The organism is Paenibacillus woosongensis, assembly GCF_030122845.1.
Classification (GTDB): domain Bacteria; phylum Bacillota; class Bacilli; order Paenibacillales; family Paenibacillaceae; genus Fontibacillus; species Fontibacillus woosongensis_A.
On sequence record NZ_CP126084.1, the window covers coordinates 3,359,591 to 3,375,646 of the forward strand.

Here is a 16,056-nt window from a genome sequence, read left to right on the forward strand (position 1 = left end):
GGAGGCCATGCTTCTTATTCGTCAGCGTTCTGGTTCTCGCCTTCATCCCGCTTGATCTTGATGAAATCTCCGTAAATTTCCTCCAGCGCCACGCCGACCTGCTTATGGGATTTCGGCTGCTGCAATTCGCTCTTATCACCTTCTCTGAGCTGTCTTGCTCTGCGGGATGCAGCTACAACCAGGGAGTATTTACTGTCGACTTTATCCAGCATTTTATCAATAGATGGATACAACATATTCAACAACACCTCTTCAAGTATTCATCGAATCACAGCACAGCTGCGCTCGGTTATTTCCTGACTTTGCAATGCTCGGCTGTAATGATGGCTTCAATTCTCTTGCAGGCCAGATCGATTTCGTCGTTAACGACGGCGTAATCATAGTGTTTGAGCAGGGCGATTTCATCCGCAGCCACGGACATCCGGTGATCAATCGTCGCCTGATTCTCCGTACCGCGCCCTTGAATCCGCCCTTTCAGCTCGTCCAAGGATGGCGGGAGCAGGAACACGAATATGCCCTCCGGGAACTTCTCCTTCACCTTCAGCGCGCCCTGAACCTCAATTTCCAAAATGATATCCTTGCCGCTCTCGATCGTCTGCTCCACGAAATCGCGCGGAGTCCCATAATAGTTGCCGACATACTCCGCATATTCAAGCAGCTGGTCGTTCTGGATCATTTCAACAAACTGTTCGCGGGTCTTAAAAAAATAATTTACACCGTGCTCCTCGCCGAGCCGCGGCTGCCTTGTCGTCGCAGACACGGAATACACAAGCTCGGGCAAACGATGCCTCAATTCATTGCAGACCGTTCCTTTCCCCACTCCGGACGGTCCAGATAATACGATAAGTAGCCCTTTTGCCATTGTTCTCTCCATTATTCGTCGTTGTCGTCGTCTTTGATGGATAGACGATGCGCGACCGTCTCCGGCTGTACCGCCGATAAAATGACATGGTCGCTATCCGTGATGATAACCGCCCGGGTACGGCGCCCATAAGTGGCGTCGATGAGCATATGACGGTCTCTCGCCTCTTGAATAATCCGCTTGATCGGAGCGGACTCCGGGCTGACAATGGAAATGATGCGATTTGCCGATACGATATTTCCAAAACCGATGTTAATAAGTTTAATTGCCATGGTTAGGTAGTTCCCCCTAATTTTCTCGATTCGTTTGCAAACCGTGGAGCCTCACTCCATATTTGCCGCCTGCTCGCGAATCTTCTCCAATTCTGCTTTCATTTCCAAAACACGGTTGACTAAAGCCAAGTGGTTGGCCTTTGATCCGATCGTATTAGTTTCGCGATTCATTTCCTGTATTAAAAAGTCCAGCTTGCGCCCGATCGGCTCGCGGGTATTCAGCAATCCGCGGCACTGCTCGAAATGGCTCTTCAATCGGATCAGTTCCTCGTCGATGTTGGACCGATCCGCAAACAGCGCAATCTCCATCGCAAATCTCTGCTCATCCAGCGCGCCGTCAAACAATTCATTGAGTCGGCCTTGCAAGCGGGCGCGGTAATCGCTCACCACTTCCGGAGCGAGCCTTACGATTTCGGCATGAAGCTCATCCAGCTTCAGCAGCCGGCTCTCCAAATCGCGAACGAGATGAAGCCCCTCCTTCTCGCGCATGCGCAGCAGCCCGGACACCGCCTCCTCCAGCCCGTCCTGCAGCACGCTCTCCCATTCGTCATCTTGCGAGATGGCTTCCTCCCCGGACAGATCGGGAGCCGTTAACACATCAGGCAGGGTCAAAATGTCCCTGGCCGTGAGATCTGCCTTTACACCGTAACTCCGGTTAAGCTCCTCAGCCGCCTGCAAGTAAGACTGCACCATGGAAGAATTCAATACAAATGGCAAAGAGCTGCTGTCGTCGCGCTCTTTGCTAATGTATACGTCAATCCGGCCACGCTTGACATGCCGCTGCACAAGACGCCGCAGCCCATCCTCATAACATGTCCATTCCCGGGGCATGCGAAGAACGATTTCGGCATACCGGTGATTGACGGATTTAATTTCAAATTGAATAACATAACCGCCGTAACGCCTGGCGGACTGTCCGTATCCTGTCATACTGTGAGACATAGGTATCACATCCGTTACCCTATTGTAATTGATAATTATGAACGAGACAAGTAGCGTGATCGATGTGCGGATTTCTCCCAGACATAATTACTCAAAATGACGCTCATTTCATAAAACATAAACGGAGTTATCAAATAAATGCCGTTAAAATGCTCCATAGCCGTGTCCAGCAATTCCTTGGCGATTTCCACGCCGACTTTGCGGCCTTCCTCTCCCTGCAGCCCTTCCATCCGCTTTCTGACGCTGTCTGATAGCTGGATGCCGGGAACCTCGTTGTGCAGATACTCGGCATTTTTGCCGCTGGCCAGCGGCATAATGCCGATGAAGATCGGGACATCCAGGTGAGCGGTCGCCTCTTTGACCGCAACGATCAGCTCAGGATCGTAGACTGGCTGTGTCATGATATAGTCCGCGCCAGAGGCGATCTTTTTCTCCAGACGCTCGACGGCTTTATGCAAATGCTTCACGTTCGGGTTGAAGGCGGCGCCGACGACGAACTTCGCCTTTTGCTTCAGCGGCTTGCCCGAGAAGGCGATCCCTTCGTTAAGCTGCTTGATCATGCGGATGATTTCAAAGGAAGTCAAATCATATACCGAGCTTGAACCGGGCAAATCGCCGAAGCGGGCCGGATCGCCGGTAACGGCCAGAACATGGTCGATGCCAAGGGCATCAAAGCCCATCATGTGCGACTGGGTACCGATCAGGTTACGGTCGCGGCAGGCAATATGAATGAGCGGACGCAGCCCCGTCTCGGACTGGACAAGATGTCCCAGCGCCATATTGCTCATCCGCGTGACAGCCAGCGAGTTATCGGCCAGGGTCAGGGCATCGACTCCCGCCTCCTTCAGAGCGGCTGCTCCATCCATAAATCTGCGGATATCCAGATCGCGCGGCGGATCGAGCTCGACGATGACCGTATGGCGCTCTTTCACGAGATCCACGATGCTCGGCTCTGCAGCTTGCCCCCCGAAGCTCTCCCCAGCCTGATTTTCCCGTTCAGCAGCGATGATGGAAGGCCTTACCTCCGGCAGAGCCGACCCTTCCTGGAGCGGCTGGGCCGTGTAATCGGCGAGCGCCCCGGCAATTGCGGAAATATGCTCCGGCGTCGTGCCGCAGCAGCCGCCAACCAGCCGGGCACCCAGGTCGGCGAAGGAAAGCGCACATTCACCGAAATACTCCGGGGTTGCTCCATATACATATTCTCCATCTATATAGTCCGCTAAACCCGCATTCGGGAAAACGGACAGCGGAATATCAAGCGGGCCCCCAAGACGCTCCATTACGCTCATGATCCCCTTAGGGCCTGAATGGCAATTGAAGCCGAGTACGTCGGCGCCCTCCTGGCGCAAAACTCCGAAGGCCTCCTTAATACTGTAGCCGTCCAAGGTTCGGCCTAGCTGATCGACAGCGAACTGGCAGATGACAGGAATTGAAGTATGCTGCCGCGCTTTGCCTAGCGCAATCCGCATTTCCTCCAGATCATAGAAGGTTTCGAACAGAAGCGCATCAACATCTTCCGTCAGCAAAGCGGCAATTTGCTGCTCATAATATTTATTCAGCTCCGGAACGGAGACGTTGACCCTTTTCCCGCCGCGAATCGACCCTACCGCCCCGGCAACATAAGCGTCTGTGCCCGCTACGCTTCTGGCGATGCGTACGGCAGCTTTGTTGATTTCCTCCACCTTGGATTCCAATCCGAACTTAGCGAGCTTATAATAATTCGCCGAGAATGTGTTCGTCTCCAGCAGCTGCGCCCCAGCCTCTATATAACGGCGATGGACGTCGCCAATGACTTCAGGTCTTAGTAAATTAAACTCTTCATAAGAAATGCCCACGGGAAAACCGAGCTGATATAAATAAGTGCCCAGCGCCCCATCCCCGATCAGTACCTCGTGCTTCATTTTCTCGCGTAAATCCGGCCTCATATTCCTTACCTCCACAGCCCACATTCTATTTCAAGACCTATCGCAAACTCGTTTTCATTCTAATGTACCACAAAATCAGGCTGAATGGTTAGAAAAAGCATCGTACCCTCTAGCCGCGAGCGCTGCCATTCCCTACCATCGAACAGGTTTTGAGAGAGCAAAAAAGAAGAGGCCTCCTGGCCTCTTCTTAGCGCAATTGCCCGATCCTCCCTTCGTACACCGTCTCCGCAGGACCGCTCATGTATACATGGTTATCCGCTTCGCTCCATTCCACATATAAATCACCGCCCGCGAGGCCGATCCAGGCTGCGCGGTCTGTATATCCATGCAGAACGGAGGCGACCAGCGTAGCGCAGGCGCCGGTTCCACAGGCCAGGGTTGAGCCGGCGCCCCGTTCCCATACCCGCATCTCCACGCGGTCCCGGGCCGTAACTGTAGCGAATTCGACATTTGTTTTTTGCGGGAAAATAGGATGCTCCTCGAGCATGGGCCCCCACTTATACAGATCAAACACAGCTGCATCTTCGACATAAATAACGCAGTGGGGGTTGCCCATGGAGACCGCCGTAAACCTAAATCGCTGTCCGCTCACTTCCAGCGGCCAATCCAGAACGGGGCTTGCTTCCAGCGTGGTCGGAATGGCGCGCCCGCGGAGAATCGGCTCCCCCATGTCGATGCGCACGGACAAGACGGCGCCTGAATCCGTCTTCAACTCCGCCTGCTGCACGCCAGCGCCCAACGTTTCAATGCTGACCTTCCCTCGGTCGATATACCCCTTCTCATACACGTACTTGCAGACGCAGCGAATGGCGTTCCCGCACTGCTCCGCCTCTGTTCCGTCGGAATTAAAGATCCTCATTTGGAAGTCCGCCCGCTCCGACGGCAAAATAAACACCAATCCGTCGGCCCCCGCGCCGAAATAGCGATCGCACCATTTCACAGCGAGAGAAGAAGCATGCTCCGGCAGCTCCTTCTCTCCGTCAATCACAAGGAAATCATTTCCGAGCCCGTGCATTTTCGTAAATTTCATCAAAACCACCCCTTCAAGCTTTGGCCAGCAAAGCTAAACTATGGGGTTAGTCTATAATTTGAGGGCTCGAAAAGGTATTGATTTTATGCACGAATATTTGTACTCTTCGCCGGTACGAACGGGCCCGAACTGTTGTATTTGCGGCGGTTCCTCCGCCCTGACCAGACGCTGCCCGCGCCGAGCAGGAACGTTGGAATGCCCGCAGCCACGAGAGTAATGGACCAATCCCGCAGCGAAAGCGGAACGGTCTTGAAGATCGGCTGCAGCGGCTCAATGTAGATAACGCCAAGCAGCAGTAGAATGGAAGATAACACCGCGATGACGAGCAGGCGATTCTGCAAAATGTTACGGTGGAAAATAGACCGCGAGCTGCGGCAGTCGAAGACATGGATGAGCTGGGCCATGACCAGCGTGGCAAACGCCACCGATTGCGCCTTAACGAGCTGGCCTTCCGCTCCCGGATTGCTCTGCAGTGTAATCCAGAAGGCGCCGAGCGTACACAGGCCGATCAGCAGGCCGCGGCTCAGGATCTTCCAGCCGAGTCGACGGGCGAAGATGTTCTCGGTTGCGCCGCGCGGCTTATGCTCCATCAGATCCTTCTCCGGCTGATCCACCCCGAGCGCCATAGCAGGCAGGCCGTCCGTCACTAAATTTACCCAGAGAATTTGGATCGGCATGAGCGGTAGCGGCAGACCGGCCAGCATGGCGAACAGCATCGTCAATATTTCGCCCACATTGGAGGCTAGCAAATACCTGATGAATTTGCGTATATTCTCGTAAATGTTCCGCCCTTCCTCGATCGCGGCGACAATCGACGAGAAATTATCGTCGGTCAAAATGAGCGAGGACGCTTCTTTGGAAACGTCGGTTCCAGTGATGCCCATGGCGATGCCAATGTCGGCCGCTTTGATAGCGGGGGCATCATTGACGCCGTCTCCTGTCATAGCTACCACATGCCCCCTCCGCTGCAGAGCCTTCACGATGCGCAGCTTGTGCTCCGGCGATACCCGGGAATAGACGCTAATGCCGTCCGCCTTCGCCTCCAGCTCCTCATCGCTGAGCATGTTCAGCTCCGAGCCGGAGATCGATTCGCCGCCACGCTGCAAAATCCCTAAATCCTGGGCGATCGCTTCGGCGGTGAGCCCATGATCCCCTGTAATCATCACCGTCTTAATGCCCGCTTTGCGGCAGACCGCAATCGCATCGCGAACCTCCCGCCGCGGCGGGTCGATCATGCCGGTCAGGCCGACGAATACCAGCTGTGATTCTACCGCATCCTCGCTGTTCGTATTTTCATGGGAGCGGAGCTCGCGATAAGCTATGCCCAGAACGCGGAGCGCCCGGCGCGCCATGTCTTCGTTCGCGGCCTGTACCTTTTGGCGCAGCGTGCCCGTGAAAGGCACGACCTTGCCCTCCCATAATATGTACGAGCAGCGCTCCAGCAGCATATCCGGAGCCCCTTTCACAAAAGCCAGGGCTCCGCCCTGATGGGATACAACGACGGACATTCTTTTGCGTTTGGAATCGAACGGATGCTCCTTCTCACGCTTGTATACTCCGCTTAGCGTGCTTGGGGTCAGCCCCATTTTGGCTGCTAAGGTGACAAGCGCCCCTTCCGTCGGGTCTCCCTTCAGCTGCCAGCGGGATCCCCCAGGCTCCTCTTTGCCTTTACGCCGGCTGCCTGCGCTCTCCTCCTCTTCTTCCTCGTAAATGACGGCATTGCCGCACAATGCGCTAATTTGCAGCAAACGGCGCAGTCCCTGGTCCTTCTTCACGTCGAGCGGCTGCCCCTGCTCCATAACATGGCCGACCGGCTCATACCCGTCGCCCGTTACTTCGAGCGGCCGCCCTTCCAGCCAAACATGCGTAACCGTCATTTTGTTTTGTGTCAAAGTGCCAGTCTTGTCGGAGCAGATGACCGAAGCGCAGCCAAGCGTCTCGACGGACGGAAGCTTGCGCACGATTGCTTTGCGCTTAATCATCCGCTGTACCCCTAATGCAAGGGCAATCGTCACAATTGCCGGCAAGCCCTCTGGAATAGCCGCAACAGCCAGGCTTACGCCAGCCAAGAACATGCTTCCGGCGGGCTGCCCGTGAATGATTCCGACCACGACGACGAGAACCGTCAAGGCGAGAGCCAAATAAATCAAAATTTTGCCGAGCTGCTCGAGCCTCCGCTGCAGCGGTGTCTCCTGCGCCTCCGTATTCTGGATCAGGTCGGCGATTTTGCCCATTTCCGTTTCCATCCCTGTGCGAATGACGATGCCCTTTCCACTCCCGCGGGTCACCATCGTCCCCATGAAGCCGATATTTTTCTGATCGCCAAGCGGAACTTCGCTTTCCCGGATCGTCTCCGAATGCTTATTCACCGGATGAGATTCGCCGGTTAACGCAGATTCCTCCGCATCGAGACTGCTCGTCTCCAGCCAGCGGATATCGGCCGGAATACGGTCTCCGCTCTCCACCATGACGATATCACCTGGAACGAGCTCTCGCGCCGTAATATCGCGGAAGCGTCCTTCCCGCAGAACTTTGGCATGGGGAGCAGACAATTGCTTGAGCGCCCTAAGCGACCGTTCGGCGCGAAATTCCTGAATAAAGCCCAGGACTCCGTTCAGAATGATGATGGCTATAATAGTAACGGCGTCCAAATATTCACCGAGAAGTCCGGAGATCAAGGTAGCTGCCATCAGTACGAGCATCATGAAATCCTTGAATTGGTTCAAGAAGAGGAGCAGCGGCGATACTTTCTGCATTTCCTGCAGCTCATTCCAGCCGCTTTGCTCCTGCCTGCGCCGCGCCTCTTCTTCGGCCAGCCCTTGCTCCCGCGAGACACCGAACCGTTCGAGAAGCTCCTCCCCACTCCGCTGGTGCCAGTTTTTTTGTTCCATCCTCCCTATTCCCCTCCCGTATTTTATGCCGTTTTACAGAGCGAAGGCTTTTCCACCTAGGGTAAATGTATTCGGGCCAGTCCTAAATTATCACAGGGGAGGACTTAAGTTTTTGCATGAAGTATGGCATCATAGAGAGAGCGCGGTATGCGCCAAGGCACTTATAAGAGGGAGACTACACAATTATGGCACTTGACGGAATCGTGACGCGTTCCATTGTCCACGAGCTGCAGATTTGCGTGGGCGGACGCATTAACAAAATACATCAGCCTTCTGAGAGCGATATCATTATCAATCTGCGCTCACAGGGTGAAAACAGAAGACTAATCTTATCGGCTAATCCGACTTATCCACGCGTGCATCTTACAGAACAGTCCTTCCCTAACCCGCAGGAAGCTCCCATGTTCTGCATGCTGCTGCGCAAGCATTGCGAAGGCGGCGTCATCGAGGCGATTACCCAGTACGGGATGGAGCGGATTATCGCGCTCGATATCAGACAGCGCGATGAGCTTGGGGATATTTCCGCCAAACGGATCATTATCGAGCTGATGGGACGGCACAGCAATATCATTCTCGTCGATCCCAACACGGGCGTGCAGCTGGACGGCATTCACCACGTCACCCCTTCCATCAGCAGCTACCGCGTCGTCATGCCGGGATTTGCCTATACGAAGCCGCCGGAGCAGCATAAGCTGAATCCGCTGGAAACCAGCAAGGAGCAATTTCTGTCAGCTTGGGGCGAAGCCGGGGAAGCAGCAGAATCCAGTCACTGGCTGGTGCAGGCTTATAGCGGCCTCAGCCCGCTGATCGCGGATGAAATTTATTATCGCGCCCGGCACAGCGAAGCTGACGCCAAAGCTCCCCTTGTACAAGAGCCCCTGCAGCCTGAAGCGTTATGGTCGGCTTTCTCGGCCATGATGCTCGATATTGCCCGCCATCAATACCAGCCGATGACTGGTAACAACATCAAAGGAAAACATGTATTTTCGGCCGTGTTGTTAAGTATGGTTCAGGGAGATATCCGGACGTTCAATTCGATCAGCGCTTGCATGGAGGATTATTACGGGGAAAAAGCGCTGCGCGATACCGCGAAGCAAAAAACGAGCGATCTGCTGCGTTTTCTGCAAAATGAGCGCAGCAAAAACGTAAAGAAGCTGACGAAGCTGCAGGAGGATCTGGCGGAAGCCGAGGATGCCGAGAAATACCGGATCTCCGGGGAACTGCTCCTTGCTTCCCTTCACCAAATTGAAAAGGGCGACAAAGAGGCGGAGCTCATCAATTATTACGATGAAGAGCAAAAGCCTATGCGGATCTCCCTTGATCCGCTGCTGACTCCGTCCGAAAATGCGCAGCGTTATTTCAAGAAATACAACAAATTCAAAAACAGCCTGACGGTCATCGATGAACAAATGGACATCGCTCGCAGGGAAATCACGTATCTAGAGGGTTTGCTTCAGCAGCTGGATTATGCGACGCTGAACGATATCGATGAAATCCGCGAGGAATTGATCCAGCAGGGATACTTGAGACAAAGAAGCGGCAAAAGCAAGAAAAAAAAGAAGAGCGACCGTCCGACGCTCCATGTCTACACTTCTTCCGAAGGCATAGACATATATGTCGGCAAGAATAATCTGCAGAACGAGTACGTAACCAACCGCCTGGCCAGCCACAATGACACCTGGCTGCATACGAAGGACATTCCGGGCTCCCACGTCGTCATTCGAAGCGCCTCCTACGGGGAAGCCACATTAAACGAGGCAGCCCAGCTGGCAGCTTACTTCAGCCAGGCCAAGGAATCCAGCAGCGTACCCGTCGATTACACGCTGATCAGGCATGTTCGCAAGCCAAGCGGCGCGAAGCCCGGCTTCGTCATTTACGAGCAGCAGCGCACTTTGTTCGTCACGCCTGACGAGGCGCTTGTCAGGAGCCTGCCAAACACCGTCAAATAAGCTGCGATGATATAACTTATATAACAAATCCTTCGGCCATTTGCTAATGCTTCCATAGCAAGGACGAAGGATTTATTCATCTTGGGCAATGCACGCCGCTTCACTGCGATGCGAGGTCAGTTCTGACCCGCATGACCTGAGCGTTGACGGAGCAGTTCCAATGTACTTAACGGTACTGTACGCGAGCCAATATCCCCGTGAAAGACCACGCCCTGCCGGACGCCATGGTAATCGGAACCGGCAGTCGGAATCAGATCGAACTCTTCTGCCATTTCCAGGTAACGCTGCTCGTCGGCTGCCCCATGGTCAGAGTGATACACTTCGATGCCTGCAGGCTGGCCCTGGGCAATAATCCGCTTGACCAGCTCGTCATCCCCATATAACCCGGGGTGCGCCAGCACAGGGGCGCCGCCGGCCTCACGAATCCATTGCATCGCCTCCTCTGGCGCGATCCTGGGGACGCTCGCATAAGCCGGCTTCCCTTCGCCCAGATAACGGTCAAAGGCATCCCGCATATTCTCGGCATAACCCTTTCGGACCAATGCATCGGCGATATGCGGCCGGCCGATGCTCTCATCGGGGCGAAGCGGGCGGCCAAGCCCATCCTTGATCTCCTGGAGCGTCAGCGGCATTCCGAGGGCGTGCAGCTTCTCCAAAATGAGATCATTCCGCGCTTCTCGCGTAGCCCGGAGCCTCTGCAGTCTGCCCAGTAGCCTTTCATCCCCGGTATCGATATAATAACCCAGCACGTGAATGTCGCGGCCAGCCGCGACCGTGCTGATTTCAACGCCGGGAACGACCGTGATGCCGTATTGCTTCCCGGCGGCAAGCGCCTCTTCAATTCCGGCTACCGTATCATGATCCGTGATCGCTATGGCGGTCAGACCCTTCTCCCGGGCCAGCCGGACATTTTCCGCAGGGGCGTTCATTCCGTCGGAGGCCCGGGTATGAGTGTGCAAATCACATAAATTATCGAATACCGAATCGTTGATCATAGCGTTCCTCCTTAACTGTCTACAAAGGTAGCTGCTGTTCCCGTAAAAAGGTCAGAAACGTAACTGCGGATACCGGAAGCAGCGTGGATTTCAAATGGATCGAATAAAACTGGCGCTTGAACTTCGCATCCTCGATTTCCAGAATCTCCAGCAATCCTAGGGCTAGCTCATGCTTGACCGATGACGGTGACAGAAATGTAAGACCGAAGCCGGCCTCGACTGCGGACTTCACGGCCCCTGTGCTTCCTAGCTCCATGACGATATCCAGCTCTGCGAGATCGATCCCGCTGCGTTCCAACTGCTCCTCCATGACTTGGCGGGTGCCCGAGCCCTTCTCCCGAAGGACGAACGGGTAGGATAATATGTTCGCTAGCTTCAGGGAGCCTTTGCTGGTGAGCGGATGCCCTGCAGGCACGACCAGCTTCAACTCGTCCTCCATGACTGGCTCGGATATCATATCGGGATGATGCACAGGCGCTTCGACCAGGCCGAAATTAAGCTGATGGCTTACAATTTCGTCGATGATCTGCGTCGTATTCATCACCTTTAGTACGATAGAAATGTGCGGATATTGGCGTCCGAACGGGCCGAGCAGGCGCGGCAGCACATATTCGCCGATCGTGAGGCTGGAGCCGAGCAGCAGGCGCCCTTCCAGCATGGACGTGAACTGCGACATCGCCTTTTCGGTCTCGCGCATAAGCTCGATGCTTTTGCGCGCATACGGATATAAAGCTTTTCCCGCTTCGGTCAAATCAATACGCTTCGTCGACCGGACTAGCAGCTTCGTGCCGAAATAGTCCTCAAGCGATTGCATTTGCATCGTTACTGCAGGTTGGGTCATATGTAACGCCTGCGCGGCCGCCGAAAAGCTGCCTCGCTGGGCAACGGTATAAAAAATATGTAATTGGTGATAATTCAAAGCCATTGTCGCTTCACTCCTTCTTCTCCATTACAATAGCATGTTCATACAAACAAAAACCAGCTAATTTCAGCAGGTTCGGGGGAAGCCCATGGAGAGATGTTCTCCATATCCATTCCATAAAGCGGCTTAAACCTGGTCGAATCGTAAGTAGATGCGTTCAAAACGCCCTGGCTCCATAGACCTTAAATAAAACAAAAAAAGCAAACACCTCTTCGTGTCTGCTTCATGACCTTCTCTAGATTAGAAACGTGCTACCCGTTCTCCAATTATTTCCGCTTGCGGCTGTTCTTCATCAGCGTCATACGCCGGGAATGCCTAAGCCAGGAATAATAGGAACGCAGGTCACGCAGCTCGATCGTCTCGGACATGCGTCCGAGAAACGTCACGATGATCATCCTATGCATAGGTCTTCCGACCAGATCGTATTCCCCAGGAATTTCGGAAAATTCAGCAACCATCACCAAATCATCGTCCACCAAATAAACGTCTTCTTCATTGCGGTAATAATGCTTGATCCGCCCCTGCTTGAGGCATTCCCAAACCCAGCCGGCAATTTTCTCAAAGCCTTTGCTAGTCCGATCTATCCTGTCGCGATACCGCATCATGGCATGGTTAGTGATCACGATATCGGAGACTCTCTTATCGCCTAATGTTATGTGAAAAGCCTCATAAGTTCCCCACCGCTCCGTAACCTTGTCTCTCATGACGCACCCCTCATGTCTTGTAGTTTATAGGTCTTTATAACTAAGTACATTTACCTATAATCATACATCACTTTCCATTATTCTACAAGGGAGGCCTTGATCTTAGAACCAAAATCTATGAGAAATTTTACTCCGCTTTAATTTTTTTCACTGATTCGTTACTTCCTAAAGCGAGCATTAGCGTCTCCTGTCATAACCTCCTTTAAGCTGTATCGTCAAAGCGAGAGTCATCGATTGTCCCCCGCGTTCCACTTCAAAAGACAGAACGGCAATATGAAGCTCCCTAAGCTGTTTTAAAATCCGCTCCAAAGCCTCCGTATCGTTTTCGAGCACAAGGGTGATATTTTCGACTTTTGGAGAGGTCAACCGGCCTAAGCGGCCATGCAGCACGATTTGTCCTGCGAAAATAATCAGCATCACACCGATGCCGACGAAATACATGCCGGCCCCAACCGCCATGCCAATTCCCGCCGTCGCCCATATGCCTGCTGCCGTAATCAGCCCCTTCACCGTTTGCTTCTGCATGAATATCATGCCCGCCCCCAAAAAGCCGACCCCGCTCACAACGCCGGCCGCGACTCTTGACGGATCGAGCGACAGATTGCTCCAGCCGATCTGGTCCTGAAAACCGTACTTGAAAATGATAATCATGAGGGCAGAGCCAGCAGCCACGATAAAATGCGTCCGCCCCCCGCTTCCTTCATGCGGCTTTTTCGTTCAAAGCCGATGATATAGCCGCAAATCTCCACGATCAGCACGCGCAGCAGCAGTTCATACTCCATGATTTCCGCCTCCTGACGATGTTCTGCTCCATTCCGGGTTAAAACCGCTAAAAATAAAGAGCGCCCCGAAGGGGCGCCCTTTATTGTATCCCGCCGGCATTCTAATAAGTCCTACGCCAATCGGGTCATGATTATTCGTACGCGCATTTGGATTCTACAATCCATAATACTGCGTCTTGTCTGGAACTTCCTTTGAATATTCCGTCTTGATTTCATTGCGATACGATCGTTCAATCTTGCGGACATACGACAGCTTGCGGATATTCCGCATGATATCCTCTGCGCGTTCCGCATTTACATACATGACGACGTAATGCATCCGCCGGGATAAATAGTGCACGCTCCCGTATTTCTCCAGATTTCTTGCCGCCTTCAAATCGCTTACCCATATGATATAGCCTGTACGTTCCGGAAACATGTAATCCCCCCCAATATCGTCGTCTGTAAAAGATGGTGCTGCCGCCATATATCGGCGGTGCCCCGCTATCCGCAGCTGCAACTGCCGCCGCTTCCGCAGCCGCCGCCCTTTGGATTCGGGTCGTTGCTCGGTACCTTAATAGTATCGGATACGGAATAAGCAATCGTCTCCGACATTTGATGCAGTATGTCGTCCAGCTCTTTCTCTGCCGCTTTGAATTTGCGTACGGCTTCGAACTGCTCCAGCTCCTTCTCCACCTGGGCTACTTTGTCTTTCGCCTCATGGTAATTGGGGTGGTAGTGCCCGAATCGCTCCGTCTCCTCAAAGAGCTCCTTCTGCGCGTCAAGCTTTCTGACGAATGCCTGGATCTCCGGGTCCTCCTCCACGCGTCTCTTCCAGTATAAATAATCGGATACCGCGGTGGAATTGTTTATCATATCGCCTAATTCATAGGCGTATGTCAAAAGCTCGGCCATATCGACCGTCTTCAGCTCGGTTACGCTCATGAATCTCAACTCGATTCTATATAGAATGGTCTACTAAAAAATCCATGCAACAATACAATTTTCAGTAGACTACACTATAATAACATATTCGGTTTCCGAGCAGAAGGGTTTCCCGCGATTGCTCCGTTCTAGTCTTCCGCAACGATCTCTGGAAGGAGCAGACGCATAATCTCCCAATTTTCCGGAGTCAGCACGGCATCGCGTCCTTCAGATGAATTGGGCGAGAACAGTTTGCCTGTAACCTGCCAATCCGCTCCCCCTTGCAGGCCTGCGGGCAAATATTCATACATTTCTCCTTTGATTCCCAAGGCGAGCATGACATGCCACTTCATAGCCTGGCTCACCATTTCCCGGGCGGTTGAGGAATGGTAGCTTCTTACCGTCTTCAGCCATATGGCCGGAACCTGATCCAGCCCCGGAAACAGCTCTTCCCGCTCCAGGCCAGTATCAAATAGGCGATATGAAGAGCGGTCCTCCCCGCAAAATATCCAGCCGCTGCCTCCAGACAGCGGATTACCGTTCGGCCCTCCTACCTCGGGCAACTTGGGCAAAGAACCATCCAGCCTCGGGAAAACCCGCGACTCCCCCGGTTCTCCAAGCTCCCTCCCCCATTCTTCGAGGGCAAGGGCTACGTTGTCCGGGACGCCCGAAGAGGAGCGCTGCAATTGACGGAGCGCTTCCCGCCAGGAGCGGCCAAGCCGGATCCCTTCGGCGATGCTCTCTCGCGTAATGCGATACACCGACATGCGGTCCGCATAAATGCATTCGCTAATGGCTTCCAGCTCCCATCGGAAGGCAAAAGACACTTCTGGGGGCACCATGATTTCAAAATCTGGCTGAACGCAAAAGCCGGATTCCGCCGTTTCACCGTCTTCACCCCAATGCAAAGCGTCCTGCGCCACCCCAAGCCTTCTTGGCTGATCTATCCAGCGAAAGGCTCGTCCCTCCGCATCATGGCAACCCAGCTCCAGCCAGCCGAAGCCGCACATCGCCTCCAGCCAGCCCCATAGCCAGCTCCGCCTTTCCTCAGGTGGGTCAAGGCGAAGCAGCCTTTCCTCCTGCAGCCATTGGATAAGCATCTCTATGGAATACCACTCGCCGGGCACGAAAACCGGAGATGACATAGCATTAACAAAATGCTGCAGTCCTGCCTCCGCAGGAACATATTTCATTTGAATTCGGCGATACAGCTCTGCGTTCATTCCGTCCACATTCTGTTCTAGCCAGAAAGCTATTGCCTGCATATTCAACTGCCACGCTTTTGGAGCCTGAATGATAAGCTCCATATCCAGCAGCAAATCCAGCACGACCGCCGTTGAAGCCGGAATCGTCTCTTGGTGGGGATAGCCAAGCCCCAAGCCCGTTACGTCTTCGGGCTGCAGCGCTGTTTGCCCGCTTAATTTTGCCAGTGCCCGTTGGTAAATGTCTCCTTTTGCCGTAACGGGAATACCGTGCTTTGCAATCCAAACGAGGCTGCGGAACAAATCCAGCGCAAGCCCCCGCTTCGCCTCTTGGATAAGCTTGATTTCGCTGGCGCTGACCGGCTCAAGCTTGGGTTGCATCCATTCACCCTGGAGCAAGTCTGCAATTTCCTGCGGAATGTAGAATAGACGCTCACCCCATGAATTACGGGCCGAAGCCATATAGCGATGACGCAGCAATGCCGGAACGGCTGCACGCAAATCGGCCGCCGTGGTCCGGCCCTCGGCGGCCTTCGGCAGATGCTCCAGCTTGAAGGAGAGCCCGGCGAATCGGCGAAAGATTAAGGATAAGGCTATTTTAGCGGCTGGCGGGAGTCCTTCCGCTCCGCGTTCGCAGCCCCGCATTTCTTTCGATGTCATGCATTCCCTGTTCATGC

General features: G+C 53.8%; 16 protein-coding genes. 1 reads left to right on the forward strand and 15 read right to left on the reverse strand.

Going from position 1 to position 16,056, the window contains the following annotated elements; genetic code table 11:
• Window positions 1-14: 14 nt before the first annotated feature.
• From rpoZ to QNH46_RS15500, 7 genes are all read right to left on the reverse strand, one after another.
• Window positions 15-236: a DNA-directed RNA polymerase subunit omega gene (rpoZ, locus tag QNH46_RS15470; protein ID WP_155610280.1), complete on the reverse strand. Its 222-nt coding sequence runs from the start codon at window positions 234-236 to the stop codon at window positions 15-17.
• A gap of 53 nt (window positions 237-289) precedes the next feature.
• A complete protein-coding gene (gene gmk / locus QNH46_RS15475) occupies window positions 290-862 on the reverse strand; it encodes a guanylate kinase (RefSeq protein WP_155610281.1) in 573 nt (190 codons plus the stop codon).
• Window positions 863-873: 11 nt separating this feature from the next.
• A complete protein-coding gene (gene remA, locus QNH46_RS15480) occupies window positions 874-1,134 on the reverse strand; it encodes an extracellular matrix/biofilm regulator RemA (protein WP_019639066.1) in 261 nt (86 codons plus the stop codon).
• A 51-nt stretch (window positions 1,135-1,185) separates the two neighbouring features.
• Window positions 1,186-2,076 (reverse strand): YicC/YloC family endoribonuclease, encoded by an 891-nt coding sequence (locus QNH46_RS15485; protein WP_283925092.1) that lies wholly within the window; start codon window positions 2,074-2,076, stop codon window positions 1,186-1,188.
• Between the two features lie 35 nt (window positions 2,077-2,111).
• Window positions 2,112-4,001, reverse strand: coding sequence for a bifunctional homocysteine S-methyltransferase/methylenetetrahydrofolate reductase (locus QNH46_RS15490; protein ID WP_283925093.1), 1,890 nt, complete (start codon window positions 3,999-4,001; stop codon window positions 2,112-2,114).
• A gap of 187 nt (window positions 4,002-4,188) precedes the next feature.
• Complete coding sequence (gene dapF / locus QNH46_RS15495) at window positions 4,189-5,031, reverse strand: diaminopimelate epimerase (RefSeq protein ID WP_283925094.1); 843 nt, start codon at window positions 5,029-5,031, stop codon at window positions 4,189-4,191.
• 83 nt (window positions 5,032-5,114) lie between these two features.
• Window positions 5,115-7,922 carry a calcium-translocating P-type ATPase, SERCA-type gene (locus QNH46_RS15500; protein WP_283925095.1) on the reverse strand — a complete coding sequence of 936 codons (2,808 nt, stop codon included), beginning with the start codon at window positions 7,920-7,922 and terminating at the stop codon, window positions 5,115-5,117.
• A gap of 185 nt (window positions 7,923-8,107) precedes the next feature.
• On the opposite strand from QNH46_RS15500, the gene QNH46_RS15505 reads away from it, so the two are divergent.
• Window positions 8,108-9,871, forward strand: coding sequence for an Rqc2 family fibronectin-binding protein (locus QNH46_RS15505; RefSeq protein ID WP_283925096.1), 1,764 nt, complete (start codon window positions 8,108-8,110; stop codon window positions 9,869-9,871).
• A gap of 116 nt (window positions 9,872-9,987) precedes the next feature.
• Here the strand turns inward: QNH46_RS15505 and QNH46_RS15510 are convergent, their stop codons facing one another.
• The 8 genes from QNH46_RS15510 to QNH46_RS15545 form a co-directional block, all read right to left on the reverse strand.
• Window positions 9,988-10,866: a PHP domain-containing protein gene (locus tag QNH46_RS15510; protein WP_283925097.1), complete on the reverse strand. Its 879-nt coding sequence runs from the start codon at window positions 10,864-10,866 to the stop codon at window positions 9,988-9,990.
• A 19-nt stretch (window positions 10,867-10,885) separates the two neighbouring features.
• Entirely contained in the window at window positions 10,886-11,791 is a 906-nt protein-coding gene (locus tag QNH46_RS15515; protein ID WP_283925098.1) for a selenium metabolism-associated LysR family transcriptional regulator, read from the reverse strand.
• Window positions 11,792-12,054: 263 nt separating this feature from the next.
• Window positions 12,055-12,492 carry a hypothetical protein gene (locus QNH46_RS15520; protein ID WP_283925099.1) on the reverse strand — a complete coding sequence of 146 codons (438 nt, stop codon included), beginning with the start codon at window positions 12,490-12,492 and terminating at the stop codon, window positions 12,055-12,057.
• Window positions 12,493-12,669: 177 nt separating this feature from the next.
• On the reverse strand, window positions 12,670-13,143 hold the full coding sequence (locus QNH46_RS15525; RefSeq protein WP_283925100.1) for an MgtC/SapB family protein: 474 nt from the start codon (window positions 13,141-13,143) through the stop codon (window positions 12,670-12,672).
• Entirely contained in the window at window positions 13,140-13,274 is a 135-nt protein-coding gene (locus QNH46_RS15530) for a hypothetical protein (protein WP_283925101.1), read from the reverse strand. The genes QNH46_RS15525 and QNH46_RS15530 overlap by 4 nt, the downstream gene beginning before the upstream one ends.
• A 154-nt stretch (window positions 13,275-13,428) precedes the next feature.
• Window positions 13,429-13,692: a YlbG family protein gene (locus QNH46_RS15535; RefSeq protein ID WP_055110051.1), complete on the reverse strand. Its 264-nt coding sequence runs from the start codon at window positions 13,690-13,692 to the stop codon at window positions 13,429-13,431.
• A 65-nt stretch (window positions 13,693-13,757) separates the two neighbouring features.
• Window positions 13,758-14,198, reverse strand: a complete 441-nt coding sequence (locus QNH46_RS15540) for a YlbF/YmcA family competence regulator (RefSeq protein ID WP_283928457.1) — start codon at window positions 14,196-14,198, stop codon at window positions 13,758-13,760.
• 128 nt (window positions 14,199-14,326) lie between these two features.
• Window positions 14,327-16,054: a helicase-associated domain-containing protein gene (locus tag QNH46_RS15545; protein WP_283925102.1), complete on the reverse strand. Its 1,728-nt coding sequence runs from the start codon at window positions 16,052-16,054 to the stop codon at window positions 14,327-14,329.
• Between the last annotated feature and the right edge of the window lie 2 nt (window positions 16,055-16,056).

Excerpts from the sequence above, each read along its gene's own strand:
- QNH46_RS15525 (WP_283925100.1), bottom strand. The coding sequence starts at position 13,143 with ATGATTATCATTTTCAAGTACGGTTTTCAGGACCAGATCGGCTGGAGC.
- QNH46_RS15485 (WP_283925092.1), bottom strand. The coding sequence starts at position 2,076 with ATGTCTCACAGTATGACAGGATACGGACAGTCCGCCAGGCGTTACGGC.
- QNH46_RS15515 (WP_283925098.1), bottom strand. The coding sequence starts at position 11,791 with ATGGCTTTGAATTATCACCAATTACATATTTTTTATACCGTTGCCCAG.
- QNH46_RS15545 (WP_283925102.1), bottom strand. The coding sequence starts at position 16,054 with ATGAACAGGGAATGCATGACATCGAAAGAAATGCGGGGCTGCGAACGC.
- dapF (WP_283925094.1), bottom strand. The coding sequence starts at position 5,031 with ATGAAATTTACGAAAATGCACGGGCTCGGAAATGATTTCCTTGTGATT.
- QNH46_RS15510 (WP_283925097.1), bottom strand. The coding sequence starts at position 10,866 with ATGATCAACGATTCGGTATTCGATAATTTATGTGATTTGCACACTCAT.
- rpoZ (WP_155610280.1), bottom strand. The coding sequence starts at position 236 with ATGTTGTATCCATCTATTGATAAAATGCTGGATAAAGTCGACAGTAAA.
- QNH46_RS15530 (WP_283925101.1), bottom strand. The coding sequence starts at position 13,274 with ATGGAGTATGAACTGCTGCTGCGCGTGCTGATCGTGGAGATTTGCGGC.
- QNH46_RS15520 (WP_283925099.1), bottom strand. The coding sequence starts at position 12,492 with ATGAGAGACAAGGTTACGGAGCGGTGGGGAACTTATGAGGCTTTTCAC.
- gmk (WP_155610281.1), bottom strand. The coding sequence starts at position 862 with ATGGCAAAAGGGCTACTTATCGTATTATCTGGACCGTCCGGAGTGGGG.
- QNH46_RS15490 (WP_283925093.1), bottom strand. The coding sequence starts at position 4,001 with ATGAGGCCGGATTTACGCGAGAAAATGAAGCACGAGGTACTGATCGGG.
- QNH46_RS15540 (WP_283928457.1), bottom strand. The coding sequence starts at position 14,198 with ATGAGCGTAACCGAGCTGAAGACGGTCGATATGGCCGAGCTTTTGACA.
- QNH46_RS15500 (WP_283925095.1), bottom strand. The coding sequence starts at position 7,922 with ATGGAACAAAAAAACTGGCACCAGCGGAGTGGGGAGGAGCTTCTCGAA.
- remA (WP_019639066.1), bottom strand. The coding sequence starts at position 1,134 with ATGGCAATTAAACTTATTAACATCGGTTTTGGAAATATCGTATCGGCA.
- QNH46_RS15535 (WP_055110051.1), bottom strand. The coding sequence starts at position 13,692 with ATGTTTCCGGAACGTACAGGCTATATCATATGGGTAAGCGATTTGAAG.
- QNH46_RS15505 (WP_283925096.1), top strand. The coding sequence starts at position 8,108 with ATGGCACTTGACGGAATCGTGACGCGTTCCATTGTCCACGAGCTGCAG.